This window comes from Pelosinus fermentans JBW45, from assembly GCF_000271665.2.
GTDB classification, from domain to species: Bacteria; Bacillota; Negativicutes; order DSM-13327; family DSM-13327; genus Pelosinus; species Pelosinus baikalensis.
The window spans coordinates 924,794-949,129 of record NZ_CP010978.1; the positions used below are offsets into that span (position 1 = coordinate 924,794).

General features: G+C 42.6%; 23 protein-coding genes. 21 read left to right on the forward strand and 2 right to left on the reverse strand.

The genetic code is table 11. The annotated features are described in order from the left end of the window. Positions 1-112 precede the first annotated feature (112 nt). Complete coding sequence (uvrA, locus tag JBW_RS03870) at positions 113-2,947, forward strand: excinuclease ABC subunit UvrA (protein ID WP_007959243.1); 2,835 nt, start codon at positions 113-115, stop codon at positions 2,945-2,947. 159 nt (positions 2,948-3,106) lie between these two features. Here uvrA and JBW_RS03875 read toward each other — a convergent pair whose 3' ends face one another. After that, positions 3,107-4,489: an acetyl-CoA carboxylase biotin carboxylase subunit gene (locus JBW_RS03875; RefSeq protein WP_007959245.1), complete on the reverse strand. Its 1,383-nt coding sequence runs from the start codon at positions 4,487-4,489 to the stop codon at positions 3,107-3,109. A 221-nt stretch (positions 4,490-4,710) separates the two neighbouring features. Between JBW_RS03875 and uvrC the strand changes: the two genes are divergently transcribed. The 4 genes from uvrC (at position 4,711) to rd (ending at position 8,372) form a co-directional block, all read left to right on the forward strand. Then, a complete protein-coding gene (uvrC, locus tag JBW_RS03880; protein ID WP_007959247.1) occupies positions 4,711-6,513 on the forward strand; it encodes an excinuclease ABC subunit UvrC in 1,803 nt (600 codons plus the stop codon). 82 nt (positions 6,514-6,595) lie between these two features. Continuing rightward, positions 6,596-7,150, forward strand: a complete 555-nt coding sequence (locus JBW_RS03885) for a LemA family protein (protein WP_007959251.1) — start codon at positions 6,596-6,598, stop codon at positions 7,148-7,150. Between the two features lie 201 nt (positions 7,151-7,351). After that, positions 7,352-8,113, forward strand: coding sequence for a TPM domain-containing protein (locus JBW_RS03890; RefSeq protein ID WP_007959253.1), 762 nt, complete (start codon positions 7,352-7,354; stop codon positions 8,111-8,113). Positions 8,114-8,210: 97 nt separating this feature from the next. Then, positions 8,211-8,372: a rubredoxin gene (rd, locus tag JBW_RS03895; RefSeq protein WP_007930315.1), complete on the forward strand. Its 162-nt coding sequence runs from the start codon at positions 8,211-8,213 to the stop codon at positions 8,370-8,372. Between the two features lie 140 nt (positions 8,373-8,512). Here the strand turns inward: rd and JBW_RS03900 are convergent, their stop codons facing one another. Further along, complete coding sequence (locus JBW_RS03900) at positions 8,513-9,052, reverse strand: DUF3231 family protein (RefSeq protein WP_007959255.1); 540 nt, start codon at positions 9,050-9,052, stop codon at positions 8,513-8,515. Between the two features lie 313 nt (positions 9,053-9,365). On the opposite strand from JBW_RS03900, the gene JBW_RS03905 reads away from it, so the two are divergent. The 16 genes from JBW_RS03905 to JBW_RS03980 all read left to right on the forward strand — a co-directional run bounded on the left by JBW_RS03905 (position 9,366) and on the right by JBW_RS03980 (position 24,312). After that, a complete protein-coding gene (locus tag JBW_RS03905; RefSeq protein WP_007930319.1) occupies positions 9,366-9,674 on the forward strand; it encodes a zinc-ribbon domain containing protein in 309 nt (102 codons plus the stop codon). Positions 9,675-10,057: 383 nt separating this feature from the next. Then, a complete protein-coding gene (mdh, locus tag JBW_RS03910; RefSeq protein ID WP_007959257.1) occupies positions 10,058-10,996 on the forward strand; it encodes a malate dehydrogenase in 939 nt (312 codons plus the stop codon). Positions 10,997-11,175: 179 nt separating this feature from the next. Then, a complete protein-coding gene (locus JBW_RS03915; RefSeq protein ID WP_082076204.1) occupies positions 11,176-11,670 on the forward strand; it encodes a methylated-DNA--[protein]-cysteine S-methyltransferase in 495 nt (164 codons plus the stop codon). A gap of 152 nt (positions 11,671-11,822) precedes the next feature. Continuing rightward, positions 11,823-12,167 carry a phage holin family protein gene (locus JBW_RS03920; protein WP_007959261.1) on the forward strand — a complete coding sequence of 115 codons (345 nt, stop codon included), beginning with the start codon at positions 11,823-11,825 and terminating at the stop codon, positions 12,165-12,167. 21 nt (positions 12,168-12,188) lie between these two features. Further along, positions 12,189-12,986 (forward strand): Cof-type HAD-IIB family hydrolase, encoded by a 798-nt coding sequence (locus JBW_RS03925; protein WP_007959262.1) that lies wholly within the window; start codon positions 12,189-12,191, stop codon positions 12,984-12,986. Positions 12,987-13,203: 217 nt separating this feature from the next. Beyond that, positions 13,204-14,214 (forward strand): NADPH dehydrogenase NamA, encoded by a 1,011-nt coding sequence (namA, locus tag JBW_RS03930; RefSeq protein WP_007959263.1) that lies wholly within the window; start codon positions 13,204-13,206, stop codon positions 14,212-14,214. A 295-nt stretch (positions 14,215-14,509) separates the two neighbouring features. Then, positions 14,510-15,004, forward strand: a complete 495-nt coding sequence (locus JBW_RS03935) for a hypothetical protein (protein WP_007959264.1) — start codon at positions 14,510-14,512, stop codon at positions 15,002-15,004. Beyond that, positions 14,991-15,737: a 6-carboxyhexanoate--CoA ligase gene (locus JBW_RS03940; RefSeq protein WP_007959265.1), complete on the forward strand. Its 747-nt coding sequence runs from the start codon at positions 14,991-14,993 to the stop codon at positions 15,735-15,737. Before JBW_RS03935 ends, JBW_RS03940 begins: the two co-directional genes overlap by 14 nt. Positions 15,738-15,752: 15 nt before the next feature. After that, the gene (bioF, locus tag JBW_RS03945; protein WP_007959266.1) at positions 15,753-16,919 is read left to right on the forward strand and encodes an 8-amino-7-oxononanoate synthase; all 1,167 of its coding nucleotides are present in this window, start codon (positions 15,753-15,755) and stop codon (positions 16,917-16,919) included. A gap of 213 nt (positions 16,920-17,132) precedes the next feature. Continuing rightward, positions 17,133-17,873, forward strand: coding sequence for a dethiobiotin synthase (gene bioD / locus JBW_RS03950; protein WP_007959267.1), 741 nt, complete (start codon positions 17,133-17,135; stop codon positions 17,871-17,873). Continuing rightward, positions 17,870-19,255, forward strand: coding sequence for an adenosylmethionine--8-amino-7-oxononanoate transaminase (gene bioA, locus JBW_RS03955; protein ID WP_007959268.1), 1,386 nt, complete (start codon positions 17,870-17,872; stop codon positions 19,253-19,255). The genes bioD and bioA overlap by 4 nt, the downstream gene beginning before the upstream one ends. A gap of 247 nt (positions 19,256-19,502) precedes the next feature. Next, entirely contained in the window at positions 19,503-20,234 is a 732-nt protein-coding gene (locus JBW_RS03960) for a phosphatase (protein WP_007959269.1), read from the forward strand. 19 nt (positions 20,235-20,253) lie between these two features. Beyond that, a complete protein-coding gene (rapZ, locus tag JBW_RS03965; RefSeq protein WP_007959270.1) occupies positions 20,254-21,144 on the forward strand; it encodes an RNase adapter RapZ in 891 nt (296 codons plus the stop codon). 74 nt (positions 21,145-21,218) lie between these two features. Then, entirely contained in the window at positions 21,219-22,583 is a 1,365-nt protein-coding gene (locus JBW_RS03970) for a gluconeogenesis factor YvcK family protein (protein WP_007959274.1), read from the forward strand. Positions 22,584-22,628: 45 nt separating this feature from the next. Next, on the forward strand, positions 22,629-23,567 hold the full coding sequence (gene whiA, locus JBW_RS03975; RefSeq protein ID WP_007959275.1) for a DNA-binding protein WhiA: 939 nt from the start codon (positions 22,629-22,631) through the stop codon (positions 23,565-23,567). After that, positions 23,560-24,312: a polysaccharide deacetylase family protein gene (locus JBW_RS03980; RefSeq protein ID WP_007959276.1), complete on the forward strand. Its 753-nt coding sequence runs from the start codon at positions 23,560-23,562 to the stop codon at positions 24,310-24,312. Before whiA ends, JBW_RS03980 begins: the two co-directional genes overlap by 8 nt. The last annotated feature ends 24 nt before the right edge of the window (positions 24,313-24,336 follow it).

Consider the following 24,336-nt stretch of genomic DNA (forward strand, 5'->3'; position numbering starts at 1 on the left):
GCAGTAGCGAAACAATCTCTTCTTGGTTGTCTGAGAGTTGGAGAGAAACGTTATTTTTTATTCATTATACTTATGATAGATCATTAGATTAGGATCAGAAAGGAATATACCAATGAAAGAAAAGATTATTATTAAGGGTGCAAGACAGCACAATTTGAAAAATATTGATATTGAGATTCCGCGTAATGAGCTGGTTGTCATTACAGGGTTAAGCGGGTCAGGTAAATCTTCTTTAGCCTTTGATACCATTTATGCGGAAGGGCAGCGGCGTTATGTGGAATCTTTGTCTGCTTATGCTCGTCAGTTTTTGGGGCAGATGGACAAGCCGGATGTGGATTATATTGAAGGGCTGTCTCCTGCCATTTCCATTGATCAGAAAACAACCAGCCGTAATCCTCGTTCCACAGTTGGGACTGTAACAGAAATCTATGACTACTTGCGTCTGTTGTTTGCCAGAGCAGGCCGCCCTCATTGTCCGAAATGCGGTAAGCCCATTACCCAGCAAACCATTGAGCAGATGGTTGACCAGTTAGTGGCTTTGCCTGAGGGGACTCGTCTGATGCTCATTGCTGGAGTCATACGAGGGAAAAAAGGCGAACATCAAAAAGTGCTGGAAGATATTCGTAAGAATGGATATGTCCGGGTACGAGTTGATGGTGAAATTCGTGATGTGGCAGATGAAATCAAGTTAGAAAAAAATAAAAAGCACACCATCGAAGTGGTAGTAGATCGGATTGTCCTGCGAGAAGGAATCAATCAGCGGCTGGCGGATTCTCTGGAGACAGCTCTCACCTTGGGAGAAGGCGTGGTAAATGTGGATGTCGTAGGAGATCAGGAACGAATCTTCAGCCAGAATTTTGCTTGTATCGAATGCGGTATTAGTCTGCCTGAAATTGCTCCCCGGATGTTTTCCTTCAATAGCCCTTTTGGTGCGTGCCCGGATTGTACAGGCTTAGGAAACAATATGGAAGTGGACCGCTCTTTAATTATCCCTGATACTAGCAAGGCTCTTATTGATGGGGCCATCACTCCTTTAAGTAAAAATACGAATTCCTATTTTATGTGCCAGTTAGAAGCGGTACTGGATAAATATAATTACTCTCTACATGACACCTGGGAAAATTTATCTTCACAAGTCCAAGAAATTATTATGACAGGTTCAGGTGTAGAACAGTTTGATTTTGAATATGATAACATGTATGGGGAAACAAAAACTTATCACGCTGTTTTTGAAGGTGTAATCCCATTATTAAATCGTCGGTATCGGGAAACGGTATCTGATTGGTCCCGAGAAGATATTGAAGAATATATGAGTTCTAAACCCTGCCCCACATGTAAGGGAGCAAGATTAAAACCAGAAACCTTGTCTGTTAAGATCGGCGGTAAAAATATCTATGAGGTAACGGCGGGCACCATTGCAGAAACCCAGGATTTCTTTTCTAATTTAGATTTAACAGATAGAGAGAAAGCCATTGCTCACCAAATTCTAAAAGAGATTCATGCTCGATTGGGATTTTTGCTGAATGTGGGATTAGATTATTTGACTCTCAGTCGGGCCGCAGGTACCTTATCAGGGGGAGAAGCCCAGCGCATACGGCTGGCTACTCAGATTGGCTCCGGGCTGGTTGGGGTACTGTATATACTGGATGAACCAAGCATTGGTTTACATCAGCGGGATAATAACCGTCTGTTAACGACCTTGAAGCATTTACGGGATGTAGGCAATAGCCTGCTGGTAGTTGAGCATGACGAAGATACCATGTATGAAGCCGATCACATCATTGATATTGGTCCGGCTGCTGGTGCCCATGGCGGACAAGTGGTAGTTCAAGGAACCGTAGAAGAGATCAAGGCTTGTTCAGAATCCATCACAGGTCAATATTTGAAGGGAAGTAAGTATATCCCGGTACCTGCTGTGCGGCGTAAACCCAATGGAAAATGGCTGGAAGTAGTGGGAGCGAAAGAAAACAATCTGAAAAAATTAACAGTGAAATTTCCTTTAGGTGTGTTTACTGCTGTGACAGGTGTATCTGGCTCAGGCAAGAGTACCCTGGTAAATGAGATTTTATACAAAGGGCTGGCAGGACGGGTGTATCGAGGTACTAAGACTCGGCCTGGTGCTCATGATGATATTCGTGGTGTAGAATATATTGATAAAATTATTGAGATTGATCAGTCGCCCATCGGTCGTACCCCTCGCTCCAATCCCGCTACGTACACAGGCTTATTTGATGTCATTCGCGAAGTATTCAGCCAAACTCAGGAAGCCAAAATGCGGGGATATAAGCCTGGACGCTTCAGTTTTAATGTAAAAGGCGGACGATGCGAGGCCTGCCGCGGTGATGGGATTATTAAGATTGAAATGCATTTTTTACCTGACGTATATGTTCCTTGTGAAGTGTGCAAAGGGGCTCGCTATAATCGGGAGACCCTAGAGGTTCGTTATAAAGGGAAGAGTATTTCTCAGGTGTTGGATATGGTGGTGGATGAAGGAGTAGAATTTTTCCAAAACCTCCCCAAAATTCAGCGTAAACTGCAAATTTTACAGGATGTTGGATTAGGATATATTAAATTAGGACAACCTGCTACGACCCTTTCTGGAGGAGAAGCTCAGCGGATTAAATTAGCAACGGAATTGGCAAGACGCAGTACCGGTAAGACACTCTATATTCTCGATGAGCCAACCACCGGTTTGCATACTGCTGATATTCACCGCCTGCTTACCGTGCTGCAGCGTTTGGTCGATGGAGGGGACACCGTTGTAGTGATTGAGCATAATCTGGATGTCATTAAGACTGCGGATTATGTAATTGACCTAGGGCCAGAAGGCGGCAGCCGTGGTGGTACCATTGTTGCCAAAGGAACCCCGGAAGACATCGTAAAGGTCAAGGCTTCCTACACAGGACAATTTCTGGCGCCAATTTTGAAAAGAGGAATACGGGAGTAAGTTTTTAACCGCAGAGACGCAGAGAACACAGAGAGGATGGCGAAGAGTTTTTAGATTATTTCTCCTCTGCGCCCTCTGTGTGCTCTGCGGTTAATGTTCTTTTTTACTATATTGCACAATTATAATTGCTGAGAACATAAAAAAGAGTAGGCATAGTGCCTACCCTTGGGAATAGTATTTTTTATTTTCACTGTCAATTTCACATTCTACTTCTTGAATAGGAGTCATACGTTTGTAAACGAATTGAGTATCAATATTGCCGCTGCAGAAATGAGGGTTATTTAAGATTTCCTGTTGAAAGCTAATATTGGTTTTAATACCAGAAATGCGGTATTCCGCCAAGGCTCTGCGCATAATTTTAATGGCATCCCCTCTGGTACGTCCATGGGCAATGACTTTTGCAACCATGGAATCATAATGGGGCTGTACTGTCATACCGGCACATACACCACTATCGACTCGAACCCTTGGACCGCCTGCTTCGTGGTAAAAGTCAATATGACCAGGAGAAGGAATAAAACACTGTTCTGGATCTTCGGCGTTAATGCGGCATTCAATGGCATGACCGATAAACAAAATGTCTTCTTGCTTTTTGTTTAAAGGTTCACCCGCAGCAATCCGGATTTGTCGACGAACTAAATCAATACCCGTAACCATTTCTGTTACAGCATGTTCTACTTGAATACGAGGATTAATCTCCATGAAATAGAACTTGCCAGTTTTCACATCCAGTAAGAATTCTACTGTTCCTACATTGGTATAATAAATGCTTTTGGCGGCGCGAATAGCCATTGCTCCAACAGTGGTACGCATTTCAGGGGTTAAGGCACTGGATGGGGATTCTTCGAGTACCTTTTGATTACGGCGCTGTATGGAACATTCTCGTTCACCCACGTGAAGGACATTGCCATAGGTATCTGCCATGATTTGTACTTCTATGTGTCGGGCTTCAGAAATATAAGTTTCCAAGTAAAAAGGACTGCGTGTTACATCAACCTTGTTTAAGGCACTGATTAGTTCTAATTGGCTATTGGCAACATACATAGACTTGCCGCCGCCGCCAGATACTGGCTTTAAAATGACTGGATAGCCAATTTCACCGGCTAAATCACAGGCATGTTCATTATTGACAATCGGTTCACTACCTATTGTCATAGGCAGACCAGCTGCCTTCATGGCCGCACGAGCTGCATCTTTATTTCCTACCTGGCGGATGATTTCGGCACTAGGTCCGATAAAGATCAAGCCTGCTTTCGTAACTTTCTCGGCAAAATCAGCATTCTCTGACAAGAAACCATATCCTGGATGAATGGCTTCTGATTTTGAAGCTTTAGCAGCCATAATGATGGCATCCATATTTAGGTAACTTTTCATTGCATCTGCAGGTCCGATGTTATACGCAAAGTCGGCCAGTTGGACATGTAGGGCTTCGGCGTCAACATCTGAATATACAGCAACTGTTTCAATATCTAGTTCCTGACAGGCTCGAATGATTCTAACGGCAATTTCACCACGATTGGCGATGAGTATTCTTTTGAACATCAATAGCGACCTCCCATTTGCAAATATCAAGTGAAATATTTTGAACGTTAATGGACTTAATTATAGTACATAACATTTAAATCGACAATGAGTTTATTGCATGTATACATTGAACCTTTTAAAAAAAATTATTAGCTGGTACTAAAAGTATGTTACAATTATCTCATACTTTTAGTCTTTTGGCAATGAGATATTATTTTCCAAAGGAGTATTTTAGCAATATGAATGATGAATTAATCGAGAAATTAAGCCATTTGCCGGATCAGCCAGGTGTTTATTTAATGAAGGATGCCCAGGAGCGTATTATTTATGTAGGAAAAGCCGTAGTACTGAAGAACCGTGTACGCTCTTATTTTCAATCCAGCCGTAATCATTCCCCCAAAGTGCAGTCCATGGTATCGCGGATTGCCAATCTGGAATATATCGTTACAGCATCGGAAATTGAGGCTTTAATCTTAGAATGCAATTTAATTAAAAAACATCGTCCAAAGTATAATATTAGTTTGCGGGATGACAAAACCTATCCTTATATAAAGGTAACGACAAATGAACAGTTTCCTCGTTTATATGCTACCCGAAGAGTACAAAAAGATGGTGCCCGTTATTTTGGTCCCTATACCAGTGCAGGAGCGGTTCATGAAACCATCAAATTAATGCGTAAATTATTTCCTTTGCGCAGCTGCAGAATATTAGATGCCAGACGTCCTTGTTTAGAATATCATATTAAGCGATGCTTAGCGCCTTGTGCTGGTTTTGTAGATGCGGTAACGTATCAAGGTATGATAAAAGAAGTTTGTCTGCTGCTGGAAGGCCGCAGTGATACTGTAGTGCAAAGCCTGAAGAAGAAAATGGAGGTTGCAGCCCAGGAACTGGCCTTTGAACAAGCAGCAAAGCTCAGGGATCAATTGGCTGCAGTGGAAAAAGTCAGGGAAAAACAAAATATTGTTACAGGGGCAGGGGATCAGGATGCCATTGGCTTAGCTCGCTCTGCCCTCGGAACTTGCGCTCAGGTATTTTTTATTAGAAGCGGAAAAATGGTAGGGCGGGATCATTTCTTGTTAGCAGGCAGTGACCAGGAAGAGGATGAGGCGGTTCTAGCCGCTTTTCTCAAACAGTATTATAGCCAAAGTACATTTATTCCGAAAGAAATCTTATTGCCGATGCACATCGAAGAGCAGTCCTTGTTAGGGGAATGGTTAAGCCAGTTAAAGGGCAGTCGAGTGGCTGTGGAAACACCCAAACGAGGTACGAAAAAAGATATTGTCACCATGGCAGACGGCAATGCAGTCCTAGTGCTTCAAGAGCAAGAAGGAAAGATAAAGGCGCATTCTGAGCAAACAGAAGGAGCGTTAGCTGATCTGGGAAGATACTTAGGGTTAGATGGTCCGCCAGAACGCATGGAGTGCTTTGATATTTCCCATATTCAAGGATCAGAGACGGTGGCATCGATGGTGGTATTTGAAAGTGGTATGCCGAAGAAAGAAGAGTATCGTCGTTACAAATTGTTGACAGTGGAAGGAAAACCAGATGATTTTAAATCCATGCAGGAGGTAGTAAGCAGGCGATATGCCCAAGGAGGGCAGCCTCCCCCTGATTTAATCATCATTGATGGTGGTAAAGGACAATTAAGCTCTGCTTTAGAAATCATCCGTGGCGCTGGCTGGCTGCAGGTTCCTGTTATTGGCCTGGCAAAAGAATTTGAGCATATTTTCCGTGAAGGTGATAGTGAGCCTTTGATTTTGCCCCGGCATTCACAAGCTTTATATCTGATTCAACGTATTCGGGATGAAGCCCATCGTTTTGCTGTAACCTATCACCGAAAGCTCCGCTCCAAACGAAATATGGTGTCAGTACTCGATCATGTTTCAGGGATTGGCGGGAAACGGCGTAAAGCATTATGGGATCATTTTGGCAGTTTGGCTAAAATGAAAGCAGCTACGGTTGAGGAAATGGCGGCAGTAAGCACTATGACTTTTCCAGCGGCACAAGCCGTATATAATTTTTTCCGCCAGCAAGGACATTAGTAGTTGGAAAAAATTGTGCTGTTCATTTCCTGTAAAGTTGGATAGAATGTAAGTAACATAATGTTAAGGAGGATTCAATAATATGAACAAAACAGTGTGGATTGTGCTTGCTCTAGTTGCAGTGCTGGTGATAGGCGCATTCTCTGGCTATAATAGCTTAGTTAATATGGATGAAGCGATAAATGGCAAGTGGAGCCAAGTAGAAAATCAGCTGCAGCGTCGGGCCGATTTAATTCCGAATTTAAATGCGACTGTATCCGGATATGCGCAGCATGAACAAGCAGCCATTAAAGCAGTAGCCGATGCAAGAGCAAAACTTGCCGGAAGTCAAGGCGTTGCTGCTAAAGCAGAAGCAAATAACGAACTAGGCGGTGCACTTTCCAGATTATTGGTCATCGCAGAAAACTATCCGAACCTTAAAGCGGATCAGAACTTTAGACAGCTGGCTGATGAATTGGCTGGTACTGAAAATCGCATTGCAGTAGCACGTAAAGATTATAATGATGCAGTGCAGATATACAACTCAAAAATCCGTACGTTCCCATCAAATATTTATGCAGGAATGTTAGGCTTTGGAGCAAAAGAATACTTCAAAGCAGCAGAAGGCGCACAGCAAGTACCGCAAGTGAAGTTTTAAATAAAGAGAGACGATTTAACACAGAGGACACAGAGAACCACAGAGTACAGTTCTCTGCGCCTCTGCGGTTAAAATAGTCCTCTTGTATCCTTCGTTCCGCGATAGCGGCTTTGCGTCTTCGTGTTTAAACGTTCTCTCTTTTTTTAGAAGGAAGAGTCTAGTTTTCTTCTTATGTATTATTCGTATAAGCGAGGGAAGAATATGAAAAAGAGGCTAGCCTGGATTGTGTTTGTGGCATATCTGTTGATCGCTGCAGTAGCCTGGGCACAGCCGCAAGTACCGCCAGCTCCGACAAATAGCATTTACATTCAGGATTATGCTGGCGTAGTAAGTCCAGAAACAAAGTCCCGGATCAATAATTTAGGAAGCCAGCTAGCTGCTAAAACAAAGGCGCAAATTGTGGTCATGACCACTAAAACACTAGAGGGAGCACCTTTGGAGGAGTATTCTTTAGAAGTTCTCAGGCAGTGGGGTGTGGGTGATAAAACCCTCAATAATGGAGTTCTTATTTTAGTAGCTGTGGACGATAAACAGTCACGCATTGAAGTTGGCTATGGCCTGGAAGGTGCACTGCCAGATGCTAAGACTGGGCGTATTCAAGATAATTATATGATTCCTTATTTTCAACAGGGCGATTATGACAAAGGCATTTTAAATGGCTATCTGACGGTTGCCACGGAAGTAGCAAAAGAATATAAGCTCGAACTTAAAACCGATGCAAAACCTGTACAGCGGGCACAAGCTGCCAGTCAGGAAGGAGGGTGGGATGCACTTCCTTGGTGGGCGAAAATTGCTATTGCTGTTGGGGTTATCTTACTGCTTATGATGGATTGGCTATTTTTTGGCGGAGCCATAACTTATATGCTGTTGTCCGTTTTGTCCCGACGCGGTGGCGGCGGAGGAGGCGGTGGCGGTTTTGGCGGCGGCTCTGGCGGAGGCGGCGGTTCCAGCCGCAGGTGGTAAATGACACTTGGATAATGAATAGTAGTTGCTAATTTTTATAAATATGGTAAAATGGTAACAGATTAACTAAATTTACAAGAAAAAGGAGCGATTAAACATGGAAAAATGGGTTTGTGTAGTTTGTGGCTATGAGTACGATGAAGAAGCTGGTGATCCAGATAGCGGTATCGCCCCTGGCACTAAATTTGAAGATATCCCTGAAGATTGGGTCTGTCCATTGTGTGGAGTTGGCAAAGACCAATTCGAAAAACAAGCATAATAAAAGAACGAATAAAAAAAACCTTCCAACATTGGAAGGTTTTTTGTTCGGCGCAATGCCGCTGATGCGGCACACAAAGGAGTGCGTCTTTGTGGTTCGATTGTTTTATAAGTTTTAAAGGGATGCGTCAGCGTTTCTTTTTAATGTTCAATTTTAGCCAGTCTGGGGAGCCAGCCGCGTTGTAACATAAGCTGCAATAGACGATAATCCCACTCGAGACCGGCATCTAGCATTCTGCGATACATTAATGCGACTTCGACTTGGTAAGATTGGTGCAGGGCGGCTAATAAGGCCATTTGCGCTGCTTTACCCATGGTCCCGACAGCGATGGCAACTTCGCTATCCGTTAGATGAGCATCTGTGGGAATGTTTAAAGAGTCTTTGTGCAAAGTACGTTGACTGAAGGATAATGTTGGGATTCGACCACCGCTTTCTTGCAGCAGATCTTCGGAATGCTCGATAATCACTTTGCTTTGTCTGTCAATTGCTTCCTTAATTAATGCTTTTAAATCATGATCTTGGGCATGATTATAAAGAACCTCGAGGGCAGCGACATTATAGCGGCCTTGGGCAATGATTCCATATAATCCAGCTGCTTCTAAATAGTTAAGAGGTTCTTTGTCAAAAAACATGTTAAAGATACCACGAGTCTCTGAACTTACTTTGTCTAGGATCGTCATGTAAATTAGCCTCCCTATAGAAATTTTAGGTTATTGTAATCAAAAATAGTATGTACAGCTTTTTTCTGCTTCATGCATACTATTAAAAATATAACTCCCAATATTTATCAAAAAAAGGAAATAATATAAAAAAATAGAGAGAAATTTATAGAAAAAACTTTACTTTTAAAAAAATAATAGTATACTTATAGTAGAGCCCAAGTACATAGGTCTAGTGAGATTCCATTATATATCCTTCTCAAGTAGGTTTTTGGTAAGGACAGTAGTGAACCCTATACCATTTGGGCCAGAAAATTTGAGGGGGACTATTACAATGGTTCAAGACAAAACTTTAGCATGCCGCGAATGTGGCGCAGAATTCGTGTTCTCAGCTTCAGAACAAGAATTCTATAACGAAAAAGGCTTCACTAACGAGCCTGGCCGTTGCCCACAATGTCGTGCAGCTCGTAAACAAAGAAATAATGGCGGTAGCAGCTTTAACCGTGGTGGCGCTCGTCCACAACGCGAAATGCATGATGTAACCTGTGCAGCTTGCGGTGTAGAAACACAAGTGCCTTTCCGTCCAAGCAGCGATCGTCCAGTATATTGCCGCGATTGCTTCAGCAAAAACAGCGGTCGTTAATATCTCAACAAATCAGCCCTTCTGCAATTGTAGAAGGGTTTTTTTTAGTATAATGAACCACAAAGGCACAATGCCGCGATGCGGCACACAAAGGAGAACACGAAAATATAAAATAGAACCCTTTGTGTCCTTCGTGTCTTTGTGGTTCGATTCGTTTTATAGGTTTTAAAGAATGCGTTGATATTCTGCTACCTGACAAATAGATTTTCTTACTATGTTTATTCTTTATCTAGTTTCACAATATTGTATTATTTTTGCAATAGTATGTAATTTAATTCACTTGAGCTCTATACAAACCTATGAGAAGAGAGTTATAATTGTTAGTAGGGTTAACACATACTAAAAGCAAAAGAATGTACAAACTTTAGGAGGATGATGTCAGGATGAAAATTACAGTTGTTGGTGCTGGTAATGTAGGCGCAACATGCGCAAACGTAATTGCTCAAAGAGAATTAGCAAGCGAATTGGTATTATTGGATATCAAGGAAGGGGTTTCCGAAGGTAAATCATTGGATATGATGCAAACTGCAACCTTGCTTGGTTTTGATACTAGGGTTACTGGTAGTACCAGTGACTATAGTAAAACTGCAGATTCCGATGTAGTTGTAATCACTTCTGGTATTCCTCGTAAACCTGGTATGACGCGTGAAGATTTGATCGGCACCAATGCAGGTATTGTTAAAGGTGTAGTTGATAATATTTTAAAATATTCCCCTAAGGCTATTTTTGTAATCATTAGTAATCCAATGGATACAATGACATATCTTGCGTTAAAAGCAAGCGGCCTGCCTAAAAATCGTATCATTGGTATGGGCGGTATTTTGGATAGCTCTCGCTTCAAGTGTTATTTGAGCCAAGCTCTTAATGTTCCTGCTACTGACATTCATGGTGTAGTAATTGGTGGTCATGGCGATACTACAATGATTCCTTTAACTCGTTTTGCTACATATATGGGTATTCCTGCTGCTGAATTATTAGATGCAGCAACATTAGAAAAAGTAGCTGCTGATACGATGGTTGGCGGTGCTACATTAACAGGTTTATTAGGTACTTCTGCTTGGTATGCTCCTGGCGCTGCAGGTGCTTTACTAGTAGAAGCAATCGTTCGCGATGAGAAGAAAGTATATCCATGCTGCGTGGCTTTAGACGGCGAATATGGACAAAAAGATATCTGCTTAGGCGTTCCAGTTGTAATCGGCAAAAATGGTTGGGAAAAAGTTGTTGATTATAAATTAAATGCAGAAGAACAAGAAAAATTCAATAAGAGCGCTGACGCTGTTCGTAAAATGAATGCAGTATTAGTGGATCTGAAAGTAGTATAATAAAAAAATAGAAGACAAGCATACAAAAATTACCCTCTCTGCAAATTTCAGCAATGAAATAAGCAGAGGGGGTATTTTCTGTTTTAGCAATTGAAATGAAGCAATTAAAATAGAAGGATTCTATGTGTTGTCAGCCGAAAAGATAAAAAGCCGCTTTATTTTTACAAGAAGGAAGTGTAATGATGCAACAAATGCATACAATACTAGAAACAGATTGGGGTTACATGAACGCTGTCTGGACAGATATAGGACTGTGGCAGCTTGATTTTCCTTTAAAAACAAAACCTCAAGAACCAGAGGGTACTGCCACGCCAGATGTTGATTTGTGGTCAGAGCAATTGAGAAAAGAGCTAAACATGTATTGGCGTGGGTTTGTTGTTCATTTTGGTGTACCCATTGATTGGCGTGGTTATACTTCTTTTCAAAAATCTGTGCTTACTTATACGGCAGCTATTCCCTATGGTCAAACCATTTCCTATGGAACATTAGCCAAAGAAATAGACAATCCAAAGGCTGTGCGGGCGGTAGGGGGAGCGTTACATATCAATCGGGTACCAATTGTAATACCCTGTCATCGAGTGATCGGCGCTAATGGCAGCCTGACAGGATTTGGCGGGGGAGTTGAATTAAAACAAGCTCTGCTATTGTTGGAAAGCGGTATTGCTGAATCATAACGTCTCATTGTACCAATCAGGGGGTTAAGAAGTCTTGATAAGCAATGAAAGACTTGATTAGATGAAAAAAATATTGTCAATAATTTGTCCTACGGTATATAATAAAAGACAGTGTTATTTAATGAGTTATAGATGATGAGGAGGGTCAAGGCGTGTGCGGTTTTCTGCTGCGTATGATTTTAAATGGTGTATTATTGTTTTTGCTTACCATAAAATTACCTGGGATCTTCGTTGATACCTTAGGCGGTGCATTGCTGGGAGCTGTTGTTATTGGATTAGCTAATAGTGCTGTAAGACCCTTGCTTGCGTTGAAAACGAAACCTTTAAATTGGTTCACTTTAGGTGGATTGACGTTTTTTATGAATATATTGACTCCTATGTTAGTAATAAAAACCTTACCAGGTTATCAAATTTACAGCATGGCTGCACCTGTGACAGGTGTATGTTTAATGACCCTTTGCAGTTGTACTTTATCGAAAGTAATCAAGGACCGATAACGAGATAGCGGAGGTTATTGCATGGCAATTAAATTAGTGGCCGTAGATATGGATGATACATTGTTGGATGGAACGCTAAAAGTTTCACCGCGCACTTGTGAAGTGATTCAGAAGGCTCATGAACAAGGGGTTCTTGTAACTATCGCTACAGGCAGAATGTTCAGCTCGGCAATGCCTTTTGCCCAAGAACTTAATATACGGACACCGATTATCACTTATAATGGTGGTATGATTCGGTCTGCTTTTACCAAGGAAATGTTATTCCATAAGACCATTTCTCCAGAAGTAGCTGGCAAAATTGTAGAGTTTTTTCATGAAAAGGGCTGGTATCTGCAATCACACATGAATGATGAATTATTTGTAGTAGAACGCAATGAAAAGGCGAAGCTTTATGAGTCGATAGCGGGTATTTCGGCAGTTCCTATTGGTGATACGTTTTATTCCATGCGGCACGAGCCTACTAAAATGCTGGCGATAGCTGAACCCCATGAAATACTTGAGATACAAAGAAAAATCAATAATGAGTTTGCTGGAGACATCTATGCGGCCTCTTCTAAATCGAATTATTTAGAAATGATGCACCCCAGTGTCAATAAAGGGCATGGTTTAGAATTACTAGCACAGAGCCTAAATATTACCCGTGAGGAAGTAATGGCAATTGGTGATTCGAATAATGATATTCCAATGCTTGAATATGCTGGTTTTGGTGTAGCCATGGGAAATGCAACTGATAAAATAAAAGCGGTTGCTCAAGCTGTTACTGGTCATCACAATGCCCACGGCGTAGCCGAGGCCATTGAAAAATATGTATTAAAGTAATAAAAAACTTCGTTCTTAGGGAAAATAAGAGCGAAGTTTTTTATTACTTGACAGCCAGAGCTACAGACGTTATTAAAGTATGATTTTGGTTACTATAATACTAAAAAGTATGTACTTGTAAAATAGTGATCGATACGATAGAATGAAGCCATGAATTGGTATAATTTTGAATCTTATTCGATTGATAATTTTATGAATAGATGAAAGGATGGTATATATGTTATTTACTCCTATTTCCTTTAAAAACTTGACATTAAAGAATCGGATTGTTATGCCGCCCATGTGTATGTACAGTGCGGCAGATGATGGTATGGTGACGGACTGGCATGTTATTCATTATGCCACAAGGGCCGTAGGGCAAGTGGGGCTGATTATTGTAGAAGCTACTGGTATTGAACCTCGTGGACGTATTTCCAATCAGGATTTAGGTATTTGGGATGATGCCCATATCCCAGGTCTTAAAAGAGTGGTTGATCAGGTTCATGCTCAAGGGGGAAAAATTGGGATTCAACTGGCTCATGCAGGCAGAAAGAGCGGCGTTGTTAATAGCACACCCGTAGCACCTTCCGCTATTGCTTTTAGCGAAGAATACGCCTTACCTAAAGCTTTGACCTTGCAGGAAATTAAAGAAGTTGTTCAAAAGTTTGCCCAGGGAGCAAAGCGGGCAGTCGCTGCTGGCTTTGATATTCTTGAAATTCATGCAGCTCATGGATATTTGATTAATGAATTTTTATCGCCGTTAACCAATACTCGTACTGATGAGTATGGAGGAAGCCTGGAAAAGAGAGTGCGTTTCTTAGAAGAGGTTCTGCTTGCCGTCAAACAGGTCATTCCGCGGGAAATGCCAATCACTGTTCGGGTATCGGCAGATGACTACCATCCAGAAGGAAACACACCAGAACTTGTCGCTGCTATGCTAAACCTGGTGAAGCATCATGGAATTGATGTGGTGAATGTAAGTTCTGGCGCTGTTATATCGGCAATGCCACGTGCCTATGCTGGATATCAGGTTGCCATGGCACTTACGATTAAAGAGAAAACACAGCTGCCTGTATTGGCAGGAGGGCTCATTACAGAGCCTGCTCAAGTTCTACAAATGCTTAAGGCTGGTATTGACTTGGTGTACACAGGCAGAGAATTGCTGCGAAATCCTTATTGGCCTTTGCAGGCCGCCCATGTGCTGCAGGAAGAAATACAATGGCCCGAAGCCTATGTGCGAGCCAAATAGTAAATTAGAAAAATGGAGGCTATCGTAAAGATAGTCTCTATTTTTTCTCAGTGCTCTCTGCGCCTCTGCGGTTCGGTTTACTTTCTATGTTTTAAAGGACGCGTAGCATTTTTCTTATCCGCAAATTTTTGCTGCAAAAGAATTTACATTTTGTAGTGAGAAGTGTATGATAATATTGTTAACCTTTAATTAGTAATTGGTTTACCGATTAGAACACATGCCGTAACCGTTTTTTTTATTTAAACAATAGGTTAACCTTAAAAAAATATCAGTTAACAAAAAGGAGGATTCCAGCGTGTACTATAACACTCGAAGATTGACGGAGACTGCGCTGCTGACTACTTTGATTACCATTTCTGGTGCGATTAAATTGCCTGGCTTCATTCCAGGTACCGAGTTTCAATTATCAGCTCCTTTGGCGGTGGCTATCTGTGGTGTTTTTGGCTTTACCAAGTACATAACGGCAGGTATATTATCGAGTCTCATTGGACTTATATTGGGTACCCAGAATTTGCTGAATGTGGGTATTGCCATGATTTTTCGCTTAGTCGTAGGCATTTGCGTGACTGCTTTAGGGACATCGTGGCCTGTGTTAGTGATGGCGGGACCCTTAGGATCCAGCGTGGCTCGCCTGGCTCTTGGAGGTATATTGGGTAAGGGAGCAATACCTCTTTTGCTGGCAGCAGTACCAGGTATGATTTATACAGCACTGACTGCTTGGCCTCTTACTTTATTATTAAAGAAGGTGAAGCTGCAAACGGAGAAGGTGGTACAAAGTGTACAGCGTTAGAATGCGGGCGGCCCAGGGAGGACGGCATGAAGAGGGCGGGCGTCATATTTCTGGTGCAGAGCGGATCGTTCCTTATGATAAAGTGGAGCAGACAGCTGCTGGGATGCTGGAAAGAGCTTTCACTCACAGTCGGGGACAGGCTGATTTTATTAATATTACGATAGAAACAGTACAGCCCAGTAGGATACAACAAGTACCTTTGCTGCCTGTTTATCCTTCTTCCTCCCTTACGGTAGAGGAAGGGCATAAGGCAGTAGAACATGCATTAGTCGCAGCAGGGGTAACTTCTAGTGGGGCAAAGCAAGGGATTCTAAGCTTGTTGTCTTTAGCTGACAGTATGCGCGGAGCCATGTTGTTATGTGCTGTTACGGGTCAGCGTCTTGATCATACAAAAGACAGAGGCATTCGGGTATCTCGTATGGATATTGAAAACGAAGATGCATTGATTGATAGATTGGTAAAGCAGGGGATTCACAATTTGCATGTACAAGAAGCGCTGGTGCTGGCAAGTAAAGTAGCTGCTGGTCCTGGTGTAGTAGCTGAACTTTGTTGGTCTGATGATCCTGAATATACAACGGGGTATGTTGCTTCTGCTAAGGGATACATTCGCATTCCCCATTGCAAACCCTTAGGAAATCCTGTAGGCGGGCGAATCTTTTTTGTAAATCCTACTGCGGATAGATCCCTTTTGGAGAATTATTTACAGCACCAGCCTGTGCTTGTAACACTATAAAGGACAAGGTACAATATGGAATTTTGTAAAACATATCTTTTAAAGGTTCAGGAACAGAATTTATACCGAAATCCAGTGAGTTATCGATTCTTAGATGCGGTTCACGTAGAGCTGGAAGGTAAAAGCTATTTATCATTATCGACGAATAATTATTTAGGATTAACCCATTCTTCTGCTGTACAGCAGGCAGCTATAGATGCTATTTCTCAGTATGGCACAGGATCAGGAGGAGCCAGGCTGACAACGGGGAGCCATCCTCTGTATCAAAAGTTGGAGCAAGGGCTGGCAGCCTTTAAGAAAACGGAAGCTGCTGTAGTTTTTAATACAGGTTATATGGCCAATGTAGGAGTGATTAGTGCTTTATCTGGTAAGGGAGATGTAATCTTTAGCGATGCACTCAATCATGCCAGCATTATTGATGGCTGCTGCTTGTCCAAAGCTCATAGGGTGGTATATCGTCATGGGGATATGGATGATTTGGCAGAGAAACTAAAAGATACCCCTTGCTCAGGCCGGCGTCTCATTGTCACTGACGGGGTATTCAGCATGGATGGTGATATTGCACCTCTGGATGATATTGTTGCCTTAGGAGAAACCTATGAGGCTATGATTATGGTGGATGATGCCCATGCAGTAGGGGTCTTGGGGCGTGGGGGCTGCGGTACGGTGGATCATTTTGGTCTACAGGGAAGGGTCGATATCCAAATGGGAACACTGAGCAAGTCCCTGGCATCAGAAGGTGGTTATGTAGCTGGCAGCCAAGCGCTAATTGCATACTTGATGAATAAAGCTCGCAGTTTTATTTTCTCTACCGCTTTATCTCCAGCGACAGTAGGGGCCGCTCATGGGGCATTGATGGAGTTGCAAAATCACCCGGAGCTGGTTGAGACTGTATTACAGAATGCTCAATATGTACGAGAGGCACTAACTTTTGCTGGCATGCCTGTGGAAGGAAATATGACTCCTATACTGCCGATTATGGTAGGAGAAGCAGCCCTTGCGGTAAAGATGGTTGAGTTATTAAAAGAAGAAGGCTTACTCGTATCAGCCATTCGCCCGCCGACAGTACCCCCTGGCAGCAGTCGATTACGCCTGACAATATCCGCTGCCCATGACAGGAAAGAATTAGCCCAAGCGGTGGAAAGCATCATTGCAGTGAGTAGAAGGGTAAAGCTAATATAAGTGATGTTAACAAATCAATGAACCACAAAGGTCACAATGCCGCTGACGCGGCACACAAAGGAGTGCGCAAAAAATAAGTTATAAATAACCCCCTTTGTGACCTTTGCGTCTTTGTGGTTCAATTTCGTTTTTTATCCTATCTTTTCTCTGTGGTTCATTATGCTTTCTCCAGCTTATAGGTATTTATATTTTAAAATAGGATGAGGTGACAGTATGGCTGGTTTATTTATTACAGCAACGGATACAGAGGTTGGGAAGACTGTGATTACAGGAGCCATTGCCGCAGCGCTCAGAGGGCGGGGCTGTGATGTAGGCGTTATGAAGCCGGTGGCTTCCGGCGGCATAGCGGATCGAATGGGAAGCCTTATGGCAGAAGATGCTGCTTTTTTGATGCAGGCGGCGGGCATTGGTCCTGAGGAAAGCCAATTGGTGAATCCTGTTTGTTTGGCTCCTGCCCTAACCCCTGCCGTAGCAGCTGCCATTAGTGGCGTAACAATCAATATACAGGATTTTATTACCTCCTTTCAGCAGTTAACCCAGCTTCATAACCCCGTTATTGTAGAAGGCGTAGGAGGGATTGTTGCTCCATTATGGAAAAAATACACAGTGGCTGATTTGATGGCTGAATTAGCACTGCCTGTTATTGTGGTTGTCAGGCCTAACCTTGGAACCATAAATCATACGGTATTGACAGTCGAATATGGACGCAGCCGTGGGTTAGATATAGCAGGAATCATAATAAATGGCTGGAAGCAGGATCATGCGGGTATTTTAGAAACCTCTAATGAAGAGTATATAAAAGAAATGACGGGATTACCTATTTTGGGTAAGTTCCCTTATGCTCCTGGGATCAGTGTGCCCAAGGGCAAAACCGCAGGTTTAGCACAGTTAGCGGAAGAACATTTACAGATGGATGCAATTATTGAAGTGATAAGGGGGAGGAAAGAGTTATGAGCAGTATAGAAGAAAAGGATAAAGAATTTATCTGGCATCCTTTTACGCAAATGCAGGAATGGGTGGCACAGCCTCAGATGGTGATTGAAGCAGCGGAAGGTATCAAGCTCATTGATGATCAGGGCAATAGCTATTATGATGGTGTATCTTCTTTATGGGTCAATCTTCATGGGCATCGTCATCCTGTCATTGATCAGGCGATTATTGAGCAATTGGGGAAAGTCGCTCATACTACCATGTTAGGCTTGGTGAATGTGCCAGCAGCCCAGCTCGCCGAAGAATTAATGGCAGTTGTGCCCCAAGGGTTAAAAAAGTTATTTTACTCTGATGATGGTTCTACAGCTGTAGAGATTGGGATTAAAATGGCATTTCAATATTGGCAGCTAAAAGGTAAGCCCAAAAAACAAAAGTTTATTACCTTAGCCAATGCTTATCATGGTGATACGGTTGGTACCGTTAGCGTGGGAGGTATTGATTTATTTCATCGCATTTTTTCGGCTCTTTTGTTTGAAACCATCCAGGCTCCAGCTCCCTGCTGCTACCATTGCAAGTTATCCTCAGGGGCTGAGCTGTGCGGTATGGCCTGTAGCAAGGAAGTTGAGAAAATCCTAGAGGAAGGACATGAGGAAATTGCCGCCATTATTGTGGAGCCTTTGGTTCAGGCAGCAGCAGGTATGTTAACTCAGCCCCCTGGTTATTTGAAGCGGCTGCGAGAGATAACCAAGAAATATAATGTATTGCTGCTGGTGGATGAAGTCGCGACGGGTTTTGGACGTACTGGCAAAATGTTTGCTTGTGATCATGAAGAGGTGTCCCCTGATTTTATGATGGTAGCAAAAGGCATCACAGGAGGATATTTACCCTTGGCAGCCACTTTTATGACAGATGAAATTTATAATGCCTTCTTAGGAGACTATGCTCAGCAGCGGACCTTTTACCATGGACATTCTTATACAGGAAATCCGTTATGCTGTGCCGCGGGGCTGGCTAATTTAAAAATATTTCGAGACGAGAACGTGTTAGAGAATCTTCAAGGGAAAATAGAAGCAGCTCGCAATAAACTAGCTGGCTTTACTTTGAAACATGTAGGGGATATCCGTCAGCGGGGTTTGATGATTGGCATCGAGCTCGTGGAAAATCCCCAAGAAAAGATTCCCTTTCCTTGGGAAATGGCGGTTGGGGCTAAGGTTTGCAAAAGGGCCCGTGAACATGGTTTAATCATTCGCCCCATTGGCAGCGTAGTAGTGTTTATGCCGCCTTTGGCAAGTACAATCACCGAAATTGAGCATATGCTGGATATCATTTACCTATCTATAAAAGAAGTTACGGAAGATGAACAACTGCAATATGGTGCCAGAGATGTAGCTGCAGTTATGATATAAATATAAGAAAAACACTTCGCGTGCTTTAAAACAATAAAGTAAAACGAACCGCAGAGAACACTGAGAAAAGATAAATAGGGTTAAAAACCTCTGTGCTCTCTGCGAACTCTGTGTCCTCTGTGTTCAAACGTTCTTCTTGAACCTATATAATTTCGAAAGAGTGCATAAATTAGATGCGCTCTTTTGCTTTTTTAGTGGATTTGCCATATAATTGAGAGATAATATAGGTAATAAGGAGGGCGAGAGTATGAAAATTGTCGCTGATTTACATATTCATACGGTAGCAAGCGGTCATGCCTATAGTACGATATTGGAAAATGTGACTGCAGCAGCAGAAAAAGGTCTTGAAATGATTGCAATTACGGATCACGGTCCAGATATGCCAGGAGGCCCTCATGCCTATCACTTTGGCAATTTAAAAGCAGTACCAGCTGAATTATTTGGTGTTCGTATTCTAAAAGGGGTAGAGGCGAATGTGATTGATCATGAGGGGAATTTAGATTTGGCAGAAGACCGGCTCGCCAGCCTTGATATTGTATTAGCTGGCTTGCATACAGTTTGTTCCCCAAACGGCTCTGTAGCCAAAAATACGCAAATGATGGTTAATGCCATGAAAAATCCTTGGGTGGATGCGATTGTTCATCCAGGTAATCCTGAATATTTGGTGGATGCTGAGACGATTGTAAAAGCGGCTGTAGAATATGATGTAGCTTTAGAGATTAATAATAGTTCTCTTAAGGTATCTCGCGTGGGCAGTAGACCTTATTGTGAAAATATTGCTGCCTTGGCGAAACAGTATGGGGCGAAAATTATCCTGGGGACGGATAGTCATTTTGCCTTGGCCATAGGAGATTTCAGTAAGGCCATTGAAATATTGGATAAATATAAAATTTCCCCTGATTTAGTGATCAATACATCGATTGAAAATGTGCTGCGTCATTTAAATCGTCGTTCCAATCGAAAAAGCAGCGTGAATTAGTGACTTGGAGGTGTAGAATATGGACGATGTTCGTTTGGTGATTATCACGGGCATGTCAGGTGCAGGTAAGACTCAGGTGGTGAGAACCATGGAAGATCTGGGATATTTTTGTGTGGATAATTTGCCTCCTATGCTGATTCCTAAATTTGCCGAACTTTGCACCCAATCGGCAGGGCGGGTCAATAAAGTCGGTTTAGTAGTGGATATTCGCGGCCGAGAGTTTTTTGATACCCTGATACAAGCTTTAGAAGATTTAGAAAAGCAGGGCTATCGTTATGAAATGCTTTTCTTAGAAGCTTCTGATGAAACCCTAATCCGGCGTTATAAGGAAACTAGGCGTCGGCACCCTATGGCACCCCATGGCCGTATTATAGAGGGGATTAGCCGTGAACGAGAAAAAATTGACCACGTAAGAGGACGAGCTACGCAAATTATAGATACATCGGAATTAAGCACTGCCAAGCTCAGGGAAAAAATCACTGGGCTCTTTACCAGTGAACATGAACAGCAGCGTATGAATATTACCGTTGTCTCTTTTGGATTTAAATATGGCATTCCTTTAGATGCAGATATGGTTTTTGATGTTCGCTTTTTGCCCAATCCTTTTTATGTCGAGTCTTTGCGCCGCAAAAGCGGAGCGGTAGCGGAAGTGGGCGAATATATTTGGAAATGGCCGATTACACAGCAGTTTATGGAACAGGTTTCCGGTTTTGTAGACTTTTTAGTGCCTAATTACATCAAAGAAGGAAAAAGTCAGCTTATCATTGCTATTGGTTGCACTGGCGGCATGCATCGCTCTGTATTTGTCGCTGGTAAAATCTACGAAGGTTTAAAGAACAAAGGCTATAAAGTAAATGTAGATCATCGGGATATTAAACACAATGTTTTAGAAGCACCTGTTGAGGGGTAACATAGTATAGATGAAGTACATTGCTGAAAAGCGACGAGTGGTAGTGGTGAGATAGAAATTGAGGTGTAATATATATGCACTTTTTAAAGTGGATGTACCCAGGCATTAAGGTGAAACGGTGGCTGTTATTATTTTCTATGGGCGTTATCATAGCCAGTATGGGGCTTGCCATCGTATTCAATTATAAATATGTAGGCAATTTTGAAGAGACGATTTTCAGAATGGTGTACCTGACGACGGGCAGGTATTATTATGCGGTTACGACCATTGTGGGGATCTTTATTATTGCAGGTGGCTTGGTCTTGATGACGCTGGCCACCAAGCAGATTATTGCTTCGGTGATCAGTGTACTCATTCCCGACGGGTCTGAACGATTGATCGAGCTCATTTTTCAGAAACGTAAACTCAATCGGGGACCAGCAGTGACGGTTATTGGCGGTGGAACAGGCTTATCCGTACTGTTAAGAGGTATTAAGAGTGTAACCAGTAATATCACAGCGATCGTTACGGTTGCTGATGATGGCGGTTCTTCTGGGCGAATACGGCAGGATTTGGGCATGATTCCTCCAGGAGATTTGCGAAACTGTTTGGTGGCATTAGCAGATACCGAGCCACTGATGGAAAAACTCTTTCAGCACCGATTTGGTGGTACAGGGGGACTGGCGGGACACAATTTTGGCAACTTATTCATCGCTGCGATGACAGAAGTACTAGGAGATGTAGAGCAGGCTTTAAAGGAATCCAGTAAGGTTTTAGCGGTACGGGGTCGAGTATTGCCGGCATCGACCCAAACAGTACGGTTATGGGCTAAAATGACGGATGGCAGTATCGTGGAAGGCGAGTCGCAGATTCCTCTTGTCAATAAACGGATTGAAAGAGTGTATTTGCAGCCGGAAGAAACCATGCCCGTGGAAAGCTCTCTGGAAGCCATACGAGATGCAGACGCCATTATTTTAGGACCTGGCAGCTTATATACCAGTATTCTTCCTAATCTGTTGGTGCGGGGAGTGGCGGAAACATTGCGGAAAAGCCAGGCTGTCAAAATCTATATCTGCAATGTAATGACCCAGCCGGGAGAAACAGATGGCTATAGCGCATCAGAGCATGTGCAGGCGATTTTAGATCATGTAGGTCCTGGGGTTATTGATTATGTTGTGATCAATAATCAAAATGTAGCAGAAGAATTGCAGCAAAAGTATGCGGATCAAGGGGCCTATCCTGTAAAAAACGATGCAGAGAAAGTGGAAGCAATGGGGATCAAAGTGACCCAGGCAGATGTAATTAATGAGACAAATTTAGTGCGCCATGATCCTCTTAAATTGTCTCGAACCATTGTTTCCATGATCTATAAGCTTAAGACCAACTCGGAGCGTATGCGATTATTGGATTATTATTTAATTGCGGAAAGTATCAAGGATCTTAAGAAAACGGAGCGCTGAGTTTTGCGGCGTTAAGGCAAAGCAGCTTTACGGGGGTGAAGTAGATTGGCTTCTTATTCTGCTGAAGTAAGAAATGAATTGGCTCGGATCGTAGAGGAGCAAGAGTGCTGCAATATGGCAGAATTGGCCTCTCTGATTCGTATGGGCGGTACCATGTTAATTGGCGGCAATAGTAATCTTGGGATTAATTTTACTACGGAGAATGCTGCTGTAGCACGTAAAGCTCTCACCTTGATTAAAAGTGGCTTTCATTTAAAAACAGAAGTTGTTGTTACCCGTGGTCGTCGTTTAAAGAAAAACAATTCCTATTTGATCAAAGTAGTGCCATCACCAGTGGTGACAGAGTTGTTAGCAGCTTTAGGGATTATGCGGGGCGAAAATTTGAATGTAAGCAGTGATAGCGGTATTTTGCGAAAATCCTGCTGTCGCCGTTCCTATTTACGAGGTGCTTTTTTAGGCGGTGGCTCTGTAAACAAGCCAGAAGGGGATTATCATCTGGAATTGGTTACAGGTAATTTAGACTTTGCAAAAGCACTCGTGCGTTTGATGAAGTTTTTTTCCTTGCCTGTTGGAATGACAGAGCGTAAAAATGATTATATTGTTTACTTAAAAGATGGTGATGCCATTATTGATTTCCTGCGGTTGATTGGTGCTCATAATGCTCTTTTGACCTTTGAAAATGTTCGCGTAGTAAAGGGCATGCGTAATCAAGTCAATCGGCTGGTAAATTGTGAAACGGCTAACCTTCAGAAAACGGTGAATGCAGCGGTACGCCAAGTAAAATGTATTGAACTCATTGCCCGGCAAAAAGGGCTTGATAAACTGCCCCCGTCTCTGCTTATCGTTGCTAAGTTGCGACTCGCCCACCCAGAAGCTACCTTGCAGGAACTGGTAGATGCTATGGATGGCAGGGTAGGGAAATCGGGAATGAACCACCGGCTGCGAAAAATAGAACAGATTGCTATGGAGTTGGAACATGAATAAATTTTTGGCATTTGGTGTCCTTGTTATGGTAGCGATTTTAGGCTGGCTGTTTTGGCCCACGAATGCTGTACCGATCTTAGCTTACCACCAGGTGGGTGAAGTGGATGAGGAGATTTACAGTGTGACTGCCGGTCAGTTTGAAGAACAAATGAAATACCTAAAGGAAAATGGATACCATGCTATCTCTCTAGAAGACTTATTTAATTCTTTTACTGGAAAGACAGTCTTACCTGAAAAGCCTATTGTGATTACCTTTGATGATGGATATGCAGACAATTATCTGACTGCACTGCCGATTATGGAACAGTACGGCATGTCAGCCACGGTTTTTGTTGTACCAAGCTTAATTGGTACAACAGACTATTTATCCTGGCAGCAGGTAATTGGCATGCAGGAAAGGCACACGGAAATTGGCTCTCACACCATGTCCCATGTGGGGATGAATGAAATTAATGCTGCAGAACAGCAGCGGGAAGCGGCGGAATCAAAAGTGGCTTTGGAAAGACAGATTGGTACTCCCATTCAATTTTTTGCCTATCCCTATGGGCAGTTTTCGAAAGGTGCTCAGCAAATATTAAAAGAAACGGGATACCGAGGTGCTTGCTCCGGCCTTGCTGGATTAAATGATGCAAATACCGATTCCTATGCATTAAAGCGGATTAATATGCCTCAGCCCAAATATGGCTTGTGGGAGTTTCGCTTGCGCCTCTTTAGAGCCCATTTGTACAGTAAGTTAGGATTATAAAAAATGAGTCAGAACCATAATTGT